Below are 19,719 nucleotides of genomic sequence, written 5' to 3'. Positions count from 1 at the left end.
ACGGCATTTTGATTGAAGAAATATCCGCCCCTGCTTAAAATAACGGGCTTTGCCGTGTTTTAACGCCTATTTTCTTATTCCAAGGATGGTTTATGCCGCTGCTGTCTGTCGAGTTCGCACTGTTCTTTCTCGCCTTCCTGCCGCTTTACTGGTGTATGGCGAAATACCCGTCTGCCCAAAACCTGCTGCTTTTGGCTGCCGGTATGGGCTGGCTCTACCATATCGGCCCCGTATTTGCGGCAATCGTCGTCCTTTATTCCTCCTGCGTGTACCTTTTGGGCGAACTGCTCCGTTCCGATCGCGAAAATACGCGCCGTTTCTGGCTGGGGTGCGGCATTGCCGCCTCGCTGACCGTCTTGGGATTTTTCAAATATTTCGACTTTTTCCGACCGCTGATTGCCCAATATGCCGGAAAAGGCGGCGCAATCGACATCCTGATGCCGCTGGGGCTTTCGTATTACACCTTCCAGTCGCTCGCCTATCTGGTTTACTGCTTCCGCGCCCCGCACGCCGCGCGTTTCAGCTGGCACGAGCTGCTGCTGCACCTGAGTTTTTTCCCCACCGTTACCTCCGGCCCGATTATCCGCGCCGCCGCATTCAAAAGCGCGGACGGCGAGCAGGCAGGCGCATTGGCGCAAATCCGTACCCGCCAACCGCGTTCGCCCGTCCGCCCCGCACTAGCCGTTTCCCTGATTCTGCTGGGTATTGCCAAAAAATGGTGGCTGGCGGGGATGCTGGCGGAAAACTGGGTGTCGCCCGTATTTGAAAATCCCGCCCAATTCGACGGCTGGGGCGTATTGGGCGGCGTGTACGGCTATACCTTCCAACTCTTTTTAGACTTTTCCGGATATTCCGATTTGGTTATCGGCATGGCAATGCTGCTGGGCTTCCGACTGCCCAAAAACTTCTCAGCACCGCTTCGTGCTTTAAACATCCGTGCATTTTGGGACAAATGGCACATCAGCCTTTCCACCTGGATACGCGACTACATCTACATCCCCTTGGGCGGCAGCAAAAAAGGCTTTTTACGGACACAGCTCAACCTGATGACGGCAATGGTGCTCTCGGGCATCTGGCACGGCTACGGCTGGAACTTCCTCATTTGGGGCGCGCTGCACGGCACGGCACTGGTGCTGCTCAACACGGGCGACCGCTATTTCGGACGCAACGCACTATGCCGTCTGAAATACCTTGCGCCGCTCTCGTGGCTCATTACCTTCCATTTTGTCTGCCTGACCTTCGTCGTCTTCAATACCGCAAACCCCGACGATGCAGGCGCGGTTTTCAGTGCCCTCTTTGCCAATGCCACCGGCTGGAATGCGCCGCAACGGGCGGATATGCTGCTGCTTGCCTCGTTTGCATCCGTGATGCTGCTCTACCCTTACCTGCAACGCGCTTTCGACGGCGCGGTCAAAGGTTTGGAAAAAATCCCGATGTGGCTGTGGTTTATCCCGATTTCCATCATCCTGCTGCTGATTATCGTCCTCGCCCCCTCGGGGATACCCGGTTTTATTTATGCCAATTTTTAAGGGTTTGGACATGAAAAACTTTCTTTCCCTTTTCGCCTCCATATTGATGTCTGCCCTGATTGCCGTGTGGTTCAGCCAAAACCCCATCAACGCCTACTGGCAGCAGACCTACCACCGCAACAGTCCGCTCGAACCGCTTGCCGCCTACGGATGGTGGCAAACCGGTGCGGCGTTGCAAGAAAACGCCTACGCCTTTTCAGACGGCATCAAAGCCTTCCTGTCCGGCGAAACGCCGTCGACGGCTCAAGGCGGCGGTTCGACAGATATGCCGTCTGAAGCCGCCGCATCCGAAGCCGCCCCTCAAACCGGTGAAACAGAATGGAAACAAGACACCGAAGCCGCCGCCGTCCGCAGCGGCGACAAAGTCTTTTTTGCCGGCGATTCGCTGATGCAGGGCGTTGCCCCCTTCGTGCAAAAAAGCCTGAAACAGCAATACGGCATCGAATCCGTCAACCTCAGCAAACAAAGCACGGGGCTGTCCTACCCCTCATTCTTCGACTGGCCGAAAACGATTGAAGAAACCCTGAAAAAACATCCCGAAATCAGCGTGCTAGCCGTCTTCCTCGGTCCGAACGACCCGTGGGATTTTCCCGTCGGCAAACGCTACCTCAAATTCGCTTCCGACGAATGGGCGCAAGAATACCTGAAACGCGTCGACCGCATCCTTGAAGCCGCACGCACGCACCACGTCCAAGTCGTCTGGCTCGGCATCCCCTATATGAAAAAAACCAAGCTTGACGGGCAGATGCGCTACCTCGACAAACTGCTTTCGGAACATTTGAAAGGCAAAATCATCCTGATTCCCACCGCACACACCCTGAGCGGCGGAGAAGACCGCTACACCGACTCCGTCAACGTCAACGGAAAATCCGTCCGCTACCGCAGTAAAGACGGCATACACTTTACCGCCGAAGGACAAAAACTGCTGGCGGAAAAAATAATGGAAAAACTCACTTTTACACCAGGCAGACAACCATGAACCTCAGACACTTCATCACATTTTCCGCCCTGTTCGCCGCAACCCAGGCAAACGCCCTGCCCGTTGCCTCCGTCAGCCTCGACACCGTTACCGTTTCCCCGTCCGCGCCCTACACCGGCGAAGACGGCCTCTTGACCGATTACAGCAACGCCGCCGCCTCGCCTTGGATGAAAAAACTCCAATCCGTCGCACAAGGCAGCGGCGAGACCTTCCGCATCCTGCAAATCGGCGACTCGCATACCGCCGGCGACTTCTTTACCGACACCCTGCGCAAACGCCTGCAAAAAACATGGGGCGACGGCGGCATAGGCTGGGTTTACCCCGCCAACGTCAAAGGGCAGCGCATGGCGGCCGTCCGTTACAGCGGCAACTGGCAAAGCCTCACCAGCAGGAACAATACCGGAGACTTCCCGCTCGGCGGCATCCTTGCCCGGACAGGCGATAACGGCAGCATGACCCTGACCGCATCTGACGGCAAAACCGGCAAACAGCGCATTTCCCTGTTTGCCAAACCGCTGCTCGCCGAACAAACCCTGACCGTCAACGGCAACACCGTCTCCGCCAACGGCGGCGGCTGGCAGGTACTGGATACGGGCGCGGCACTCCCCCTGACCATACAGACCGAAATGCCGTGGGACATCGGCTTCATCAACATCGAAAATCCCGCCGGCGGCATTACCGTTTCCGCCATGGGCATCAACGGCGCACAATTGACCCATTGGTCGAAATGGCGTGCCGACCGTATGAACGACCTTGCCCAAACCGGTGCCGATCTAGTCATCCTTGCCTACGGTACCAACGAAGCCTTCGGCGACAACATCGACATTGCCGACACCGAACAGAAATGGCTGGATACCGTCCGCCAAATCCGCGACAGCCTGCCTGCCGCCGGCATCCTCATCATCGGCGCACCCGAATCCCTGAAAAACACGCTCGGCGTATGCGGCACACGCCCCGCCCGCCTGACCGAAGTCCAACAGATGCAGCGGCGCGTCGCCCGTCAGGGGCAGACGATGTTCTGGTCTTGGCAAAACGCGATGGGCGGCGTTTGCAGTATGAAAAACTGGCTCAACCAAGGATGGGCCTCCAAAGACGGCGTACACTTCTCCGCCAAAGGCTACCGGCGCGCAGCGGAAATGCTCGCCGACAGCCTCGAAGAACTCGTCCGCTCCGCACACGCAAAACCGTAAACCCAAGACTTTCAGACGACATGAAAAATACAGATGCCTTCTGAAAACACTGTAAATAGAAAACATCAAGGAAACAATATGATTATTAAAGATTCTGATAATCGGGAAAATGATTTGTCGGAATTAAACCGGCTGCTTGAGTTGCCACAGCTGTCCCAAGAGCAGAAAAATCAGATTCAGAGAGAAATCCGCAACATCCAGTCTGGATTAAAAGGTGAAAAAGAAGCTGCTTATCAAATCAACTTCCTCTATGGAAACAACAAAAATTGGGCAGTCATTCATGATTTACGCTTAGAGTTGGAAGGACATTCCGCGCAGATTGATCACTTATTAATCAACCGTTTCTTAGAAATCTATGTTTGCGAAAGCAAACGGTTTGGCGAAGGTATTGCCATTAATGAATATGGGGAATTTTCGGCATTTTACCAAGGTAAACCCTATGGCATCGCTTCACCTATCGAACAAAACAACCGTCACCAGTTGTTTTTGTCCAGACTGTTCAGAAGCGACGAAATCGAACTGCCCGTCAGAATGGGGCTGAAAATGAAGCCCTCCCTGCACAGTCTTATTTTGGTTGCAAATTCTGCCATTATCTATCGGCCCAAGAACAGTCAAAATCCGAAAGAGTTGGAAAGAATTATTAAGAATGAGCAGTTGAAAAAACGGATTGACAAAGATATTGATGAAATCAGCCCATCTGCCTTTCTGCATCAAATGGCTTCCATGTCAAAAATTGTATCCGCAGACACGGTTATGGACTTAGCTCAAAAACTGGTCAAACTTCATAAACCGTTACAAATTGATTGGAAGGCGCGCTTTGGTATTGCGGAGCCAGAAAACACCCCTGAAACAAACCCTAAAGATAAAACACAGCCCGTACCCGCTCGACGTTTGTTCTGCTGCTCATGCCATAAAACCGTTTCCGAGAATGTGGCTAAGTTTTGCTGGCAGAATAAAGTAAAATTCAACGGCAAAGTCTATTGTTTCACTTGCCAGAAAACTGTCGGACAAAAATAGTGTTTCAGACGGCATTTGCCTCAGGCATCGGAAGGACGGGGGCGAACCTCCGGCATACGGCGCAAAGGCGGCGTTTGATATGCCGTCTGAAGGCAAAGATGATAAACTGCCGCCTTCCGTTTTCAGACGGCATATTGTTTTCAAATGAGGGCGTTCGCCGTCCGCAACCATAAAGGAAGTTTCATGAACCGGACTTATGCCAATTTCTACGAAATGCTGACCGCCGCCTGCCGCAAAAACGGCAACGGCACGGCAGTGTTCGACGGCAAGGAAAAAACCGCCTACCGCGCGCTCAAGCAGGAAGCCGAAGCCGTCGCGGCGTATCTGCAAAATATCGGCGTGAAGTTCGGCGACACGGTCGCGCTGGCGGTTTCCAATTCCACGGAATTTATTACCGCCTATTTCGCCGTGTCCGCCATCGGCGCGGTTGCCGTACCGATGAACACATTTTTGAAAAACAGCGAATACGCATATATTTTGAACGACTGCAAGGCGCGCTTCCTGTTCGCCTCGACCGGCCTTTCAAAAGAATTGGCGGGCTTGAAGGCGCAAACGCCCGTCGAAAAAATCATTTGGACAGGCAAAAGCTGGCAGGGCGGCGGAGCGGCGGAAGGCGATGCCTTTTTTGAAGACGTGCGCCGCTTCCCCGAAAAACCCGACTTGGGCCGCCAACCCCGGATAAATGATTTGGCACACATCATCTACACCTCCGGCACGACGGGGCATCCCAAAGGCGCGCTAATCAGCTACGCCAACCTGTTCGCCAACCTGAACGGCATCGAACGCATCTTTAAAATCTCCAAGCGCGACCGCTTTATCGTTTTTCTGCCGATGTTCCACAGCTTCACGCTGACGGCTATGGTGCTGCTGCCGATTTATATGGCCTGTTCGATTATTTTGGTCAAATCCGTTTTCCCGTTTTCCAACGTTTTGAAACAGGCCCTGCTCAAACGCGCGACCGTGTTTTTGGGTGTGCCCGCGATTTACACCGCGATGAGCAAGGCGAAAATCCCTTGGTATTTCAGATGGTTCAACCGCATCCGCCTGTTTATCAGCGGCGGCGCGCCTTTGGCGGAACAAACCATCCTCGATTTCAAAGCCAAGTTCCCCCGCGCCAAATTGCTGGAAGGCTACGGACTGAGCGAAGCCTCGCCCGTCGTCGCCGTCAATACGCCCGAGAGGCAAAAAGCCCGCAGCGTCGGCATCCCCCTTCCCGGTTTGGAAGTCAAAGCCGTCGATGAAGAACTGGTCGAAGTGCCGCGCGGCGAAGTGGGCGAACTGATTGTCAGGGGCGGTTCGGTGATGCGGGGCTACCTCAATATGCCTGCCGCCACCGATGAAACCATCGTCAACGGCTGGTTGAAAACGGGCGATTTCGTTACCATAGACGAGGACGGCTTCATCTTTATCGTCGACCGCAAAAAAGATTTGATTATTTCCAAAGGTCAAAATGTCTATCCGCGCGAGATCGAAGAAGAAATCTACAAACTCGATGCCGTCGAAGCCGCCGCCGTCATCGGCGTGAAAGACCGTTATGCCGACGAGGAAATCGTCGCCTTCGTCCAATTGAAGGAAGGTATGAATCTGGGCGAGGACGAAATCCGCCGCCACCTGCGTACCGTGCTGGCAAATTTCAAAATCCCCAAACAGATCCACTTTAAAGACGCGCTGCCGCGCAACGCTACGGGCAAAGTATTGAAACGGGTGCTGAAGGAGCAGTTTGAAGGAAACAAATGAACGCCGTGCCGTCTGAAGCCCCGTCCGGCAAAAAAATGCGGTGAATCTGATTCACCGCATTTTTTTGGCAAACGCCGGAGAAAAGGCATTTACTCTGCCAATTCCACCTGCTCGTGCGCCATCAGTTCCTGACCGACATCATCCAACAACATCAAATAACGTTCGTAATTTTTCAAAATGTCGGCAATCAGCTCGTCCTTGTTCATATACTGCACATCGTACCCGACGCGCCCGTCGAAAAAATAAGCGTAGGGTTTGTAAGTTGTCTGGTGCCGGATATGCGGCAGGTTGCCGTCGTTAATCAACTGGTCGGATACATCCTGCCCGACAGACTTAATCCCGTACATAAAATCGCGCATCGTCTCTTTCCGAATGACGAACTCGATTGCGGGCTCGTCCTGATGAAACATCTTATCGACCCGGACGCTCAAGCCGTATTCTTCCGAAAGCTCCCGTTGCAACTCGTGCATAGCGGGCGATGCGGTATGTTTGAGGAATTTTAAAATATCCTGCTCCTGCGTCTGGCTCATTATCTGCACCAGCCGTTCTTTCCACTTGCCGCCCGTCCAAAATACACTGGTAGGGTTAACCCGGGTCTCAAAATATTTCTTATCCGCACTCAATCCTTTCCACAGGCTGAAACACATTATCAGCATCAGCAGGGCAAACGGCAGGGAAACAATCAGGGTCATAGACTGCAGGTTGCCTAGCCCGCCCGAGCGCATCAGCAAAACGGCAACGGCAGACATCAGCACGCCCCACATAACCGCCTGCCACCGTGGCGCGCTCAAGCCCTTGTCCCGAGAGGTAATATTGTTCAGGACATAAATCCCGGAATCGGCAGAAGTTACAAAAAACAGGGAAATGACCAGCAGGCTGACGATGCTCGTCAATTCGGGCAGGGGGAGGTAATTAAAGAATTTAAAAAGCAGCGTTTCCGGAGAGGAGGTCATCTTTTCGAGCATTCCCCCCGCAACCCCGTCATTCAGCCAAATCGCCGTATTGCCGAAGACGGTAAACCACAAAACGCCGAACAGACCGGGTATGAGCAAAACCCCGAAGACAAACTCGCGGATGGTACGCCCCTTTGAAATGCGCGCGATAAACAAACCCACAAACGGCGCCCAAGAACACCACCACGCCCAATAAAGCACCGTCCAAGATTCAAACCACGACTTGTGTTCCCGTTCGTACGCATAAGTTTTAAAACTGAGGCGCACCAGATTTCCGAGGTAGTTCCCTATGTTGTCGCCGAATGCCGACAACAGGTAAACAGTGGGACCCGCCGCCAAAACAAAAAACAGCAGCAAAAACGCAAGGCCCAGGTTCAACTCGCTCAACACCTTCACGCCCTTCCCCACGCCGGATATTGCCGAAACGACGGCGAGGGACATGACGGCGGCGATAATCAAAACCTGCACGCTGAAGCTGTTTTCGGCAATCCAGCCCATTTCCTGCAATCCGGCGCCCAGTTGCGAAGCCCCGAACCCCAATGTGGTGATGATGCCGAAAAAAGTAGCAAGCAACGCCATAATATCAATGGCATCGCCGAACCTTCCGGAAATTTTTTCTTTCAACAGGGGGTAAAAACAAGAACGCAGGGCAAGCGGCAGCTTGTAGCGGAAACCGAAATAAGCCAAAGCCAATGCAATCGTACCGTACACCGACCAGGCGTGAACGCCCCAATGGAACACCGTGTACAGCAATGCCTGCTGCTGCCTGTGTTCCGGCGTACCGGCCGTAATGTCCGAAAAATAATGCATCAACGGCTCTGCCACGCCGAAAAACATCAGACCCACGCCCATCCCGGCCGCAAACAGCATCGCCAGCCACGACAGGAAGCCGAATTCCGGCACATCTTCATCCCGTCCGAGCCTGATGTTTCCCAAACTGCTGACCGAGAGTATCAGCAGGAAACCCAGAAAAATGGAAAACGTTAAAACATAAAACCAGCTGAACTCGGTAAAAATGACTTCTTTTGCCCGGTCGAGCCACATCTGCACCTGATCCGGCACGGTTAAAACCAATACCACCAAAACACACACGAAAAACAAAGTCGTCAAAATAACCATCGGATTAAATGACGTTCGGCTTTCTATAAATTCAGACAGGGACAAACCTTCTCACTCCTTTGTTAAAAACAGACAAACCCGGTCATCGGGCAAAGCGGTCAAAACCTGCCGGCAAAATATCGGCTTCCGGATGACGAAATGCACAAACCGGCCGAAATTGTTATAATCGAAAAAATTAAAAATCAATACAGATTATTCTATCAGATTGATTTATCGATATTTATTATATCATTAATATAGTTTGATTTCAAACCGGCGGAAAATGCGCCGCCTTCCGCAGGCGCACCCTCCCCGCCATCGGGGCGTTTAACGCCGGATTGCCGATGCGGTACAATGGCTGATATGAAGAAAATTACCCCTCAAAACCTGCGCCCCCTGCTTTCGGACAGCTTGGGACATACCGATTTTGTCAACGTCCTCAACGCATTGATTAAATTTTTGCGCCGTGGCGGCAAAAAATGTGCGGGGGAGCGTTTCGACCTGATTATCGACACATTCAAACAAGACAGGGAATTGCTCTCCCGCTTCAGCCGGTGTTTTTACATCTGGCTCGCGCAAATACACATTTATCCGGCACTTATCAAACTCGGCATCTTCTCGCGCCACAGCTTTGCCCGGGAAATGGGCATACGCATCTACGAACGCTTCAGCCCGTCATATAAAGATTTTGCCAACTTGGGCGAAGTCTTCCTTTATCTTTTCCATTCCGAAAACGACGACAAATGGCTGCAAACGCTCAATATCCGCCAATGGCTGGTTTTATACGAACTCATCCGGAGTCACGCCGAACCGTCCAAATTGCAGACGGCGTGCATCCGCCTTGCCGATGCCCGTTTGCGCGCCATCGAAATGCTGTCTGTCTGGACGGCATCCGAAGCCATCGAACCCGACCTCATCCGCATCTCCCCGCGCCTGCTGGAAGCCGATTCTTCCTTCGTCGCCCTCCAGCGCGAAACCGCCAAACTGGTCGAACACTACCGCAACAGCACCGCGCCTTACGACACCGCCCACCTCGAAGTGATGTTCGACCAATGTTTCAGCCAAATTGACTATTTGCGCCGCAAAGGGACGGGGGCCGGCTCCGGTTCGTCGGTCAAAGTCGCCCACCTGCTCGAACGGCTCCGGCAGACCGTAGGCCGTCTGAAGCTGCTCACCGACATCCAAACCGGTGCCGGCAACAGCAACCGCCTGACCATCGCCCTGATGAACTCCCTCATCTACGCGGCGGTCGAACAATACAGCACCCGCCACCTGCGCCGCAGCAGCATCCGTATGCTCGCCCGCAGCATTACCGAAAACAAAAGCCACCACGGCGAACACTACATCACCCGCAACCGCAAAGAATATTTCAAAATGTTCTACTCGGCGGCAGGCGGCGGCATCATCATCGCCCTGATGGCGTTGCTCAAAATCCACATCGGCACACTCGGCCTCAGCCCCTTCCTCGCCTCCTTGTCGGCGGGGTTCAACTACGGCATCGGCTTTATGATTATCCATATGCTGCACTGCACCGTCGCCACCAAACAGCCCGCGATGACTGCCGCCAGCTTTGCCGAACAGGTCGATCTCAACGAAGGCGGCAAAGCGGTGGACAACAAACTCGCCAAGCTCCTCATCGACGTATGCCGCTCCCAAAGCGTCGCCGTCTTCGGCAACGTTTCCATCGCCATCCTTTTGGCGTGTGCCATATCGTTCGGCTATGCCCATCTGCACCAACAGCCTATACTTGATGCCCACACCACCGCCTACCAGTTCAAATCCATAGACATCATCGCTTACCCGACGCTGTGGTATGCCGCCATTGCAGGCCTGTGGCTGTTCTGCTCCGGCATCATCGCAGGTTTTTTCGACAACCGCGCCGACTACCTCAACCTGCGCCAACGCCTGCCCTTCAATCCCTTGTTGCGCAAAATCATGCGCCCCAAACCCCGCCGCGTCCTCGCCGCCTACATTCACAAACACTACGGCTCGCTGGTCGGCAACTTCATCTTCGGTATGCTCTTGGGCATGACCGGCTACTTCGGACACCTCCTCGGTCTGCCGCTGGACATCCGCCATGTCGCCTTCTCCTCTGCCAACCTCGGCTACGCCGCCGTCAGTGGCAACGTCGGCTTGGGCACATTCCTGCTCGGCATTTGCAGCGTCCTCGCCATCGGCCTGGTCAACCTCATCGTCAGCTTCACCCTCGCCCTCTTCGTCGCCCTGCGCTCGCGCGGCACGAAAATCGGCAGCATCCGCAACCTGATCAAAAGTTTTTGGAATCAGATTAAAAGCAATCCCTGCATACTTTTCCTCCCACCCGCCAAAGGACAGGGACATCCTCCTTCGGACAAACCTTAACCGGCAATGCCGTCTGAAGCGGGCTTCGCCACGAATACCGCCCTGATGCGGAAATCCCCACAAAAGGATGCAAAAATGCCGTCCGAACCGAAACGTGGTTCAGACGGCATTTTTAAAAACACTACAATCCCGGGCCGCCGAGCGAATTGGCAATGTCCCTGACCGCCGTTACATACATCCGGCTGTGGTTGTACTGCCATACCGTATAAAAATTGTTCAAACCCAAATAATATTCAAACACGCCCGGTGCGGTTTCCAGTTTGAACAAAACCGCCTTTTCATCATCTGCGAGCGTTTCCCCGGGTATGATGCCGTAAGCCTTCAAATCCGCCACCGTCCGCGTAAGGGCGGTTTTTTCGCCAATGATTTCCTGAACATCCGCACCCGGTGCCAATGTTGCAGACACCAGCATTTTCCCGCCCGTGCGCCAACCGTGCTGCTTCATATAATTGGCAACCGATGCCGCGACATCACCGACGTTGCCCCATATGTCCCGATGTCCGTCCCCGTCATAATCCACCGCCCATTTCCGGTAGCTCGAAGGCATAAATTGCGGCATACCCATTGCGCCCGCATAGCTGCCTTTAAAGGCGAAAACATCGCCGCCCTCTTCTTTTGCCAGCTTTAAAAGCTCGACCAATTCTTTTTGGAAGAACCCGGCGCGGCGGGGATAATCGAAGCCTAAAGTCGCCAATGCGTCCGCCACACGGAAACTGCCCGTATTTTTGCCGTAATTCGTTTCAATCCCGATAACCGCCACGATAAGCTCGGCAGGCACGCCGTATTTTTGCGCCACATCATCGATAACCGCGCGGTTTTCCGCATAAAACCGGCGCGCGCCGTGAAATTTTGCCCTGCCCGAATTTCCCGTGCGGAACTCATACCACGGACGCGATGTGGAAGGACGGTGCATAATCTTGACGATGTCCGCCTTATAAGCCGCTTTGTCAAAAAAATTCTGCCATTCCGCCCGGGAAAAATCCCCTTTCCCGACTTCATCGTCCACAAAACGGCGGACATTTGCATTGGCGGCAAACCCGCTGTCGGATACCGGTACGGCTGCCGCGTCAAACGCGGGGCGGCTTTCTTTTTTCATTTCATCCGCGCGGGGGGCTTGGGCTTCATTTGCCTGGGGCGGGCGGGCCTCCATCACCGTACAGGCAGACAAAGCCGCCAAACAAATTGCCAACGGCAGTATTTTTCTCTTTTTCATCAATACATTCCGAACAAATAGGGTAAGTGGGAAAGTGGCACAAGAGCGCGGCGCGAAATGCGGCATCCGGCGCAATCGGCGGCTTTGCGGAATGCCGCGCGTTGCCTTTTGCACCGCCCGAAATCCGTGTGCCGCCGCCGGAAATGCCGTCTGAAGGCACGTTCCCCCTTCAGACGGCATTGCCTGCTCCGTATTTGCCCGCTATCCGCAATATCGGCAGTCTAAGATATCTTTGCGGATGTCGTTTGACAAGAAGGCTGCGGTGTCTTCGTGTTCCGCCTGAACGAAGGCGAAAAGTCGGGCGATAATTTTGCCGATGAAGACTTTTTGCAGGGCGCAGGCATCGGTCAGGGTGTGTTCCTGCAAGAAGCTGCGGATATCTTCGGGCAAGGTGCAGCTTCGGGCGACGGCGGCAAAGCGGGCATCGGTTTGCAGGCGGTCGAGCAGGGTTTGGTTTTTGTCCAACTTAATACCTGCTTCTTTTTCTTCGGCGGTGGCGCGGACGAACTGGTCGTAAATTTCGGCATAAAGCATATCGTTCGGGCCTTCAAAAATCGTGAAGGGACGGATGTCGATAGCGATATTGCCGGCGGTGTGTCCGCGTTCAAAACCCTTCGCGCCCAAGAGTTTTTGCAACATTTGCGCGGCGGCGTAAGTGTATTCCGTGGCGAGGGTTTTGACGATGTTTGCCTCCATTAATTGATGGGCGACAGGCGAGACGGGCGAAACGAAACGGCAGACGTAGCGGTAAAGGATTTCGGAAACCTGATGGCGGCGTTGGATTTCGCGGCGTTCGTAATCGACGAATCTGATGTCGTTGCGGACGTATCGGTCCAGGTTTTCAAGGATGTATTCCATAATGCCGTGCGTCATACCGACCAGTTGCAGACGGCTGCGGATAAAGATGTTTTGGAACGCGCGCAAACCGGCGGCGTCGCCCTGAGAGAGTTTCATCACGGCAGCGGCAGGCATTTGGGCATCGATGCGGTTGACGGCGTAACGGACGGCGCGCAGACCTTCGGATGCGAGGGTTTCGCAGCGGATGTATGTTTTGGGGACGAGCAGCAGGTCGATGACTTTGGCGAGTTTGCCGTTTTTGCGCTCTTTGGCGGCGACGAGGAGGAAGTCGCTCTGCGAGTTGCCCTGCCAGTATTTCGCGGCGTTGACGTAAATGGTTTTATCGTCGGTATATTCGTAGTAGGACTGCATTTCGCGGGCAATCGCCGCGCCGGAGGTTTCGGGTTCGGTAATGCCCAAACCGCCGCCCTCGCCTTTGAAAATCATCTCCAAACCCTGTGCGATTTGCGCTTCGCCGCCGAATTCTTGCAGAGGCTGCAACACCAGCGCGCCTTCGATGCCGGTACGCAGCGTAATGGGCACGCCGTAATGCCCCGCAATCCGCAATACTTCCTGAATTTCAAACTGGCTGCCCTTGCGCCCGCCGTGTTTTTTGTCGAGGAAGGGCAGCAGCAAACCCGCATGCTTCAAGGCAAGCCATTTGTCTTCGGGCAGGTATCGCATCAGGTCGATGCCGTCTGAAAAAATGCGGCGGAATGCGGATTCGATGTGCTTTAAAAAAGCAGCCGTGTCCATAGTTGACGGCTGCGCGCTCGGTTCGGTGTGTATCATCGGCTTCCTCTGTCGGTTCCCATTAATCGGCGGCCGGTCAAACCGCCTGCCACAGTTTAGAGTTGATTTTCTAAACTTTACCACAAAGTGCGCCGGGCAACAATCCGCCGGCCTTTCAGACGGCATCGCGCACCCTCCCGTGCTAAAATGACTGTTTGCATCACTGTCCGCCTATTGCCGCACTATGACCTACCCCATCCCCAAACCCCGTGAAAAATCCCGTTGGCCCAATCTTTCGCAAGGCTCGCTGCCCTTGGCTTTGGCGCGTTATCTGCCGCATAAGCGGCTCAAAGTCGTGCTGACCCAAGATGCGGAACAGGCGTTGCGCCTTCAGACGGCGTGGCGGTTTTTCCGTCCGCACGATACGGCGGTGTTCCTGCCGGACTGGGAAACGCTGCCTTACGAGCGTTTTTCGCCGCATCAGGACTTGGTGTCGGAGCGGCTGTCGGCGTTGTGGCAGATTAAAAGCGGCGCGGCGGATGTGTTGTTCGTGCCGGTTGCCACGGCGATGCAGAAGCTGCCGCCCGTGCCGTTTCTGGCGGGGCGCACGTTTTGGCTGAAAACGGGGCAGACTTTGGATATAGGCCGTCTGAAAACCGATTTAGTAGATGCGGGCTACAACCATGTTTCCCACGTTGTTGCGGCGGGCGAGTTTGCCGTGCGCGGCGGCATTGTGGATTTATTCCCGATGGGCAGCGAGATGCCCTACCGCATCGATTTGTTCGACGATGAAATCGACAGCATCAAAACCTTTGACACCGACACGCAGCGCACCATCTCCCCCGTTTCCGAAATCCGCCTGCTGCCGGCGCACGAATTCCCCAACGACAGCGAGGCGCAAAAAATCTTCCGCAGCCGCTTCCGCGAGGAAGTCGATGGCAATCCGAACGATGCCGCCGTGTACAAAGCCGTCAGCAACGGCCACTTCGGCGCGGGCGTGGAATACTACCTGCCGCTGTTTTTTGAAAACGAGCTGGAAACGCTGTTTGACTATATCGGCGAAGATGCGTTGTTTGTCTCTTTGGGCGATGTTCACGCCGAGGCAAACCGCTTTTGGGGCGACGTCAAATCGCGTTACGCCATGGCGCAGGGCGATGAAACTTATCCGCCTTTACTTCCACAGCATTTGTATCTCTCTGCCGATGTGTTCGCAGGCCGTCTGAAAAATTATGGTCAGGTATTGCCGGATATTTTTGGTGATGAACATACGTTGCCAAACTTGGCCGTCAACCGCCAAGCAGATGAACCGTTGCAGGCATTGAAAGATTTTCAGACGGCCTTTGACGGACGAATTTTGCTGTGCGCCGAAAGTTTGGGACGGCGCGAAACCATGCTCGGTTTCTTGCAGCAAAACGGTTTGAAAGCCAAAAGCGTGTCCGACTGGCAGGGCTTTTTGTCGGCGCATGAGCCGCTGATGATTACAGTGGCGCCGTTGGCTTACGGGTTTAAATTAGAAGATCAAAACATCGCGGTCATTACCGAATCCGATCTTTATCAATATGTCGCCCGCTCGCGCAAACATCATCGTAAGAAACACGCCGCCGTTTCAGACGGCCTGTTGCGCGACCTTGCCGAAATCAATATTGGCGACCCTGTCGTGCACGAAGAACACGGCATCGGGCGGTATATGGGCTTGGTAACGATGGACTTGGGCGGCGAAACCAACGAAATGATGTTACTCGAATACGCGGGCGAAGCACAGCTTTATGTGCCCGTTTCGCAACTGCATTTAATCAGCCGCTACTCCGGTCAGGCGCATGAAAACGTTGCCCTGCACAAGCTCGGCAACGGCGCGTGGAACAAGGCGAAGCGCAAAGCCGCCGAAAAAGCGCGCGACACCGCCGCCGAGTTGCTCAACCTCTACGCCCAACGCGCCGCCCAATCGGGACACAAGTTTGAAATCAACGAATTGGACTATCAGGCGTTTGCCGACGGCTTCGGCTACGAAGAAACCGAAGACCAGGCCGCCACCATCGCCGCCGTGATTAAAGACCTGACGCAGGCGAAGCCGATGGACCGCCTTATTTGCGGCGATGTCGGCTTCGGCAAAACCGAAGTCGCCCTACGCGCTGCGTTTGTGGCGGTGATGGGTGGCAAACAGGTTGCCGTACTCGCACCGACCACGCTTTTGGTCGAGCAGCACGCGCAAAATTTCGCCGACCGCTTCGCCGATTTCCCTGTAAAAGTCGCCAGCCTTTCGCGTTTCAACAACAGCAAAGCCACCAAAGCTGCGCTGGAAGGCATGGCGGGCGGTACGGTCGATATCGTTATCGGTACGCACAAATTGGTGCAGGACGACATAAAATTCAAAAACTTAGGTTTAGTGATTATCGATGAAGAACACCGCTTCGGCGTGCGCCAAAAAGAGCAGCTCAAACGCCTGCGTGCCAATGTCGACATCCTCACCATGACCGCTACGCCGATTCCGCGTACCCTCAGCATGGCGCTCGAAGGCCTGCGCGACTTCTCGCTGATTACCACCGCGCCCAGCCGCCGCCTCGCCGTCAAAACCTTTGTCAAACCGTTCAGCGAAGGCAGCGTGCGCGAAGCCGTGTTGCGCGAACTCAAGCGCGGCGGACAAGTGTTTTTCCTGCACAATGAAGTGGATACCATCGAAAACATACGCGAGCGGCTGGAAACCCTGCTGCCCGAAGCCCGCATCGGCGTGGCACACGGACAACTGCGCGAGCGCGAGCTGGAGCAAGTGATGCGCGACTTTTTGCAACAAAGATTTAACGTGTTGCTCTGTTCCACCATCATCGAAACCGGCATCGACATCCCCAACGCCAACACCATCATCATCAACCGTGCCGACAAATTCGGGCTGGCGCAACTGCACCAGCTTCGCGGGCGCGTCGGCCGCAGCCACCACCAAGCCTACGCCTACCTGCTCACGCCCGAATACATCACCAAAGACGCAGAAAAACGCCTCGACGCCATCGCGGCGGCAGACGAACTCGGCGCAGGTTTCACCCTCGCCATGCAGGATTTGGAAATCCGAGGCGCAGGCGAAATCCTCGGCGAAGGGCAGTCCGGCGAAATGATGCAGGTCGGCTTCACGCTCTACACCGAAATGCTCAAACAGGCCGTGCGCGACCTCAAAAAAGGCCGCCAACCCGACCTCGACGCACCGTTGGGTATTACCACCGAAATCAAACTGCACAGCCCGGCATTACTGCCTGAAGACTATTGCCCCGACATCCACGAACGGCTCGTCCTCTACAAACGTCTCGCCGTCTGCGAAACCGTGCAGCAAATCAACGCAATACACGAAGAACTCGTCGACCGCTTCGGCCTGCCAGAACAACCCGTCAAAACCCTCATCGAAAGCCACCACCTGCGGCTCGCCGCAAAAGAATTGGGTATAGACGCCATCGACGCCACCGGCGAAGCCGTAACCATTACCTTCGGTAAACACCACCAAATCGACCCGACAGAAATCATCCTGCTGATTCAGACAGATAAAAAATACCGGCTGGCAGGGGCAAACAAATTGAGGTTTGCAGCGGAAATGGAAAACATCGAAGTACGGATCAACACCGTCAAAACCGTGCTAAAAACCCTGCAAAGCAAACGCCTGTCCAAAGGAAATTGATGTAACGATGCCGTCTGAAGAACACCGTTCAGACGGCATACAATCCCCCAATCCTCACCAAAGGAACAATCATGTCGATTTTTCACCCCTATTTCCAACAACTGTCCACCGAAGGTTTTGACGGAGAAGAAGATGTCCTCTGGGAAGACGAGCTGACCGTCAAAGGCAATCTTGTCGAGGTATCCCTGTGGGCAGAAAATGAAAACAGCCTGCCAACCAAAACATTGGATGCATTTGCCGCCTTCCTGTCCGAATTGGAAAAAGCCGACGATGCTGCACGCGCCGCACTGACGGAATATTTGAAACGGGACAGCCGCTATATCGACTTTCACACCGAAGATACCCAAACAAGCCGCGATGCGGCAAAGTTTGTCCGCACCATGCAGTTGACCTATATCAGCCTATGGGCAGAAAGTCCGGCTTTTGCCGTTATGGATTATATGCCCGCCAATATGGAAAGCGACGAAATCCTTGCCGTCAAACTGCATTTGGACGGCAGCATTTTCTCAATCGATTGGGAGAGTTGAGCCGGATTGCCAATCGGCAAAAATGAAATGCCGTCTGAAAACAGCTTCCCTACCCGAAGCCTTGCCATTATGAATTTGAAGGAAACTCCACTATAATACGGCATTCAGATTTTCAGACGGCATCACGCCCGTCAGACCGCACACAAACCAAAAGGAAATACATGTTCCGTACTATGCTTGGCGGAAAAATCCACCGCGCCACCGTAACCGAAGCCGATTTGAACTACGTCGGCAGCATTACCGTCGATCAAGACCTGTTAGACGCGGCAGGCATCTACCCCAACGAAAAAGTCGCCATCGTCAACAACAACAACGGCGAACGTTTTGAAACCTATACCATTGCAGGCAAACGCGGCAGCGGCGTGGTCTGCCTGAACGGGGCGGCGGCAAGGCTGGTGCAGAAAGGCGACATCGTCATCATTATGTCTTATATCCAACTTTCCGAACCCGAAATCGCCGCACACGAACCCAAAGTCGTCTTAGTGGACGGAAACAATAAAATCCGCGACATCATCTCCTATGAGCCGCCGCACACCGTGCTGTAACCCTGAAAACGGACATTGACCATGGATATTAAAATCAACGGCATTACCGTCGGTAACGATGCTCCTTTCGTACTGTTTGGCGGCATCAACGTTTTGGAAGGCTTGGATTCCACCCTCCAAACCTGCGCGCATTACGTCAAAGTTACCCGAAAACTCGGTATTCCTTATATCTTTAAAGCCTCTTTCGACAAGGCAAACCGTTCCTCCATCCATTCTTATCGCGGCGTAGGCTTGGAAGAAGGCTTAAAGATTTTCGAAAAAGTCAAAGCGGAATTCGGCATCCCCGTCATTACCGACGTACACGAACCCCATCAGTGCCAACCCGTCGCCGAAGTGTGCGATGTCATCCAGCTTCCCGCCTTTCTCGCACGGCAGACCGATTTAGTGGTTGCCATGGCAAAAACCGGCAACGTCGTTAACATCAAAAAACCGCAGTTCCTCAGCCCTTCGCAAATGAAAAACATCGTGGAAAAATTCCGCGAAGCCGGCAACGGGAAGCTGATTTTATGCGAACGCGGCAGCAGCTTCGGCTACGACAACCTCGTTGTCGATATGCTCGGCTTCGGCGTGATGAAACAGACTTGCGGCAACCTGCCGGTTATTTTCGACGTTACCCATTCCCTGCAAACCCGCGATGCCGGTTCTGCCGCATCCGGCGGTCGTCGCGCACAGGCTTTGGATTTGGCACTTGCAGGCATGGCAACCCGCCTTGCCGGTCTGTTTCTCGAATCCCACCCTGATCCGAAACTGGCGAAATGCGACGGTCCTAGCGCGCTGCCGCTGCACCTTTTAGAAGATTTTTTAATCCGCATCAAAGCATTGGACGATTTAATCAAATCACAACCGATTTTAACAATCGAATAACACGGTTTCGCCTTATGATGCAGACTTTCCGAAAAATCAGCCTGTATGCCGCAACCTTGTGGCTCGGTATGCAGATTATGACGGGTTATATCGCCGCACCGGTGCTGTTCAAAATGCTGCCCAAAATGCAGGCGGGCGAAATTGCTGGCGTATTGTTCGACATCCTCTCTTGGAGCGGGCTTGCCGTCTGGGGCGCGGTACTGGCTGCCGCCTTTGCCGCCCTAACCCGGCGGCAAACCGCCCTGCTGCTTTTTTTATTGTCCGCCCTTACCGCCAACCAATTTTTGGTTACCCCCGTTATCGAGGCGTTGAAATACGGGCATGAAAATTGGCTGTTGTCGGTTGTAGGCGGATCTTTCGGAATGTGGCACGGCATTTCCAGCATGATTTTCATGGCAGCCGCCCTACTTTCAGCAGTTTTAAGTTGGCGGCTTTCCGGCAAAGAGGCCGTCTGAAGCCCTCCCATTTTTTACCTCCCTTCA

At 54.1% G+C, this 19,719-nt stretch carries 15 protein-coding genes; 11 read left to right on the top strand and 4 right to left on the bottom strand.

The window, feature by feature from the left end:
* Positions 1 to 92 precede the first annotated feature (92 nt).
* The 4 genes from Q9I99_RS05500 to Q9I99_RS05485 all read left to right on the top strand — a co-directional run bounded on the left by Q9I99_RS05500 (position 93) and on the right by Q9I99_RS05485 (position 4,715).
* Entirely contained in the window at positions 93 to 1,529 is a 1,437-nt protein-coding gene (locus Q9I99_RS05500) for an MBOAT family O-acyltransferase (RefSeq protein WP_301667143.1), read from the top strand.
* Positions 1,530 to 1,539: 10 nt separating this feature from the next.
* Positions 1,540 to 2,508, top strand: coding sequence for a peptidoglycan O-acetyltransferase PatB (gene patB, locus Q9I99_RS05495; RefSeq protein ID WP_301667144.1), 969 nt, complete (start codon positions 1,540 to 1,542; stop codon positions 2,506 to 2,508).
* Positions 2,505 to 3,698, top strand: a complete 1,194-nt coding sequence (locus Q9I99_RS05490; protein ID WP_301667145.1) for an SGNH/GDSL hydrolase family protein — start codon at positions 2,505 to 2,507, stop codon at positions 3,696 to 3,698. The genes patB and Q9I99_RS05490 overlap by 4 nt, the downstream gene beginning before the upstream one ends.
* A gap of 78 nt (positions 3,699 to 3,776) precedes the next feature.
* Positions 3,777 to 4,715 carry a nuclease-related domain-containing protein gene (locus tag Q9I99_RS05485; RefSeq protein ID WP_301667146.1) on the top strand — a complete coding sequence of 313 codons (939 nt, stop codon included), beginning with the start codon at positions 3,777 to 3,779 and terminating at the stop codon, positions 4,713 to 4,715.
* 4 nt (positions 4,716 to 4,719) lie between these two features.
* On the opposite strand, the gene Q9I99_RS05480 is transcribed toward Q9I99_RS05485, so the two are convergent.
* Positions 4,720 to 4,848, bottom strand: a complete 129-nt coding sequence (locus Q9I99_RS05480) for a hypothetical protein (protein ID WP_259677180.1) — start codon at positions 4,846 to 4,848, stop codon at positions 4,720 to 4,722.
* A gap of 50 nt (positions 4,849 to 4,898) precedes the next feature.
* On the opposite strand from Q9I99_RS05480, the gene Q9I99_RS05475 reads away from it, so the two are divergent.
* Complete coding sequence (locus tag Q9I99_RS05475; RefSeq protein ID WP_301667147.1) at positions 4,899 to 6,452, top strand: fatty acid--CoA ligase; 1,554 nt, start codon at positions 4,899 to 4,901, stop codon at positions 6,450 to 6,452.
* A gap of 89 nt (positions 6,453 to 6,541) precedes the next feature.
* On the opposite strand, the gene Q9I99_RS05470 is transcribed toward Q9I99_RS05475, so the two are convergent.
* Complete coding sequence (locus Q9I99_RS05470) at positions 6,542 to 8,569, bottom strand: BCCT family transporter (RefSeq protein WP_301667148.1); 2,028 nt, start codon at positions 8,567 to 8,569, stop codon at positions 6,542 to 6,544.
* A gap of 297 nt (positions 8,570 to 8,866) precedes the next feature.
* Between Q9I99_RS05470 and Q9I99_RS05465 the strand changes: the two genes are divergently transcribed.
* Positions 8,867 to 10,864: a site-specific recombinase gene (locus Q9I99_RS05465; protein WP_500793372.1), complete on the top strand. Its 1,998-nt coding sequence runs from the start codon at positions 8,867 to 8,869 to the stop codon at positions 10,862 to 10,864.
* A gap of 121 nt (positions 10,865 to 10,985) precedes the next feature.
* On the opposite strand, the gene mltB is transcribed toward Q9I99_RS05465, so the two are convergent.
* The gene (mltB, locus tag Q9I99_RS05460) at positions 10,986 to 12,077 is read right to left on the bottom strand and encodes a lytic murein transglycosylase B (RefSeq protein WP_301667202.1); all 1,092 of its coding nucleotides are present in this window, start codon (positions 12,075 to 12,077) and stop codon (positions 10,986 to 10,988) included.
* 201 nt (positions 12,078 to 12,278) lie between these two features.
* Entirely contained in the window at positions 12,279 to 13,706 is a 1,428-nt protein-coding gene (locus Q9I99_RS05455; RefSeq protein ID WP_301667150.1) for an acyl-CoA dehydrogenase family protein, read from the bottom strand.
* 184 nt (positions 13,707 to 13,890) lie between these two features.
* Between Q9I99_RS05455 and mfd the strand changes: the two genes are divergently transcribed.
* The 5 genes from mfd (at position 13,891) to Q9I99_RS05430 (ending at position 19,692) form a co-directional block, all read left to right on the top strand.
* Positions 13,891 to 17,301, top strand: a complete 3,411-nt coding sequence (gene mfd / locus Q9I99_RS05450; protein ID WP_301667151.1) for a transcription-repair coupling factor — start codon at positions 13,891 to 13,893, stop codon at positions 17,299 to 17,301.
* Positions 17,302 to 17,372: 71 nt separating this feature from the next.
* Positions 17,373 to 17,828 (top strand): DUF2004 domain-containing protein, encoded by a 456-nt coding sequence (locus tag Q9I99_RS05445; RefSeq protein WP_003708575.1) that lies wholly within the window; start codon positions 17,373 to 17,375, stop codon positions 17,826 to 17,828.
* A gap of 161 nt (positions 17,829 to 17,989) precedes the next feature.
* Positions 17,990 to 18,373, top strand: coding sequence for an aspartate 1-decarboxylase (panD, locus tag Q9I99_RS05440; RefSeq protein WP_301667152.1), 384 nt, complete (start codon positions 17,990 to 17,992; stop codon positions 18,371 to 18,373).
* 21 nt (positions 18,374 to 18,394) lie between these two features.
* On the top strand, positions 18,395 to 19,237 hold the full coding sequence (gene kdsA, locus Q9I99_RS05435) for a 3-deoxy-8-phosphooctulonate synthase (RefSeq protein ID WP_301667153.1): 843 nt from the start codon (positions 18,395 to 18,397) through the stop codon (positions 19,235 to 19,237).
* A 14-nt stretch (positions 19,238 to 19,251) separates the two neighbouring features.
* Positions 19,252 to 19,692, top strand: coding sequence for a DUF4149 domain-containing protein (locus Q9I99_RS05430; RefSeq protein WP_301667154.1), 441 nt, complete (start codon positions 19,252 to 19,254; stop codon positions 19,690 to 19,692).
* The last annotated feature ends 27 nt before the right edge of the window (positions 19,693 to 19,719 follow it).

It is taken from the genome of Neisseria basseii, from assembly GCF_962707005.1.
Lineage (GTDB): Bacteria > Pseudomonadota > Gammaproteobacteria > Burkholderiales > Neisseriaceae > Neisseria > Neisseria bergeri.
The sequence above is the reverse complement of the archived record's forward strand: the minus strand, read 5'-3'. Positions and strand labels throughout refer to the sequence as shown.

Excerpts from the sequence above, each read along its gene's own strand:
- kdsA (WP_301667153.1), top strand. The coding sequence starts at position 18,395 with ATGGATATTAAAATCAACGGCATTACCGTCGGTAACGATGCTCCTTTC.
- Q9I99_RS05465 (WP_500793372.1), top strand. The coding sequence starts at position 8,867 with ATGAAGAAAATTACCCCTCAAAACCTGCGCCCCCTGCTTTCGGACAGC.
- Q9I99_RS05490 (WP_301667145.1), top strand. The coding sequence starts at position 2,505 with ATGAACCTCAGACACTTCATCACATTTTCCGCCCTGTTCGCCGCAACC.
- Q9I99_RS05480 (WP_259677180.1), bottom strand. The coding sequence starts at position 4,848 with ATGCCGTCTGAAAACGGAAGGCGGCAGTTTATCATCTTTGCCTTCAGA.
- mfd (WP_301667151.1), top strand. The coding sequence starts at position 13,891 with ATGACCTACCCCATCCCCAAACCCCGTGAAAAATCCCGTTGGCCCAAT.
- Q9I99_RS05430 (WP_301667154.1), top strand. The coding sequence starts at position 19,252 with ATGATGCAGACTTTCCGAAAAATCAGCCTGTATGCCGCAACCTTGTGG.
- patB (WP_301667144.1), top strand. The coding sequence starts at position 1,540 with ATGAAAAACTTTCTTTCCCTTTTCGCCTCCATATTGATGTCTGCCCTG.
- Q9I99_RS05475 (WP_301667147.1), top strand. The coding sequence starts at position 4,899 with ATGAACCGGACTTATGCCAATTTCTACGAAATGCTGACCGCCGCCTGC.
- Q9I99_RS05455 (WP_301667150.1), bottom strand. The coding sequence starts at position 13,706 with ATGATACACACCGAACCGAGCGCGCAGCCGTCAACTATGGACACGGCT.
- mltB (WP_301667202.1), bottom strand. The coding sequence starts at position 12,077 with ATGAAAAAGAGAAAAATACTGCCGTTGGCAATTTGTTTGGCGGCTTTG.
- Q9I99_RS05445 (WP_003708575.1), top strand. The coding sequence starts at position 17,373 with ATGTCGATTTTTCACCCCTATTTCCAACAACTGTCCACCGAAGGTTTT.
- panD (WP_301667152.1), top strand. The coding sequence starts at position 17,990 with ATGTTCCGTACTATGCTTGGCGGAAAAATCCACCGCGCCACCGTAACC.
- Q9I99_RS05485 (WP_301667146.1), top strand. The coding sequence starts at position 3,777 with ATGATTATTAAAGATTCTGATAATCGGGAAAATGATTTGTCGGAATTA.
- Q9I99_RS05500 (WP_301667143.1), top strand. The coding sequence starts at position 93 with ATGCCGCTGCTGTCTGTCGAGTTCGCACTGTTCTTTCTCGCCTTCCTG.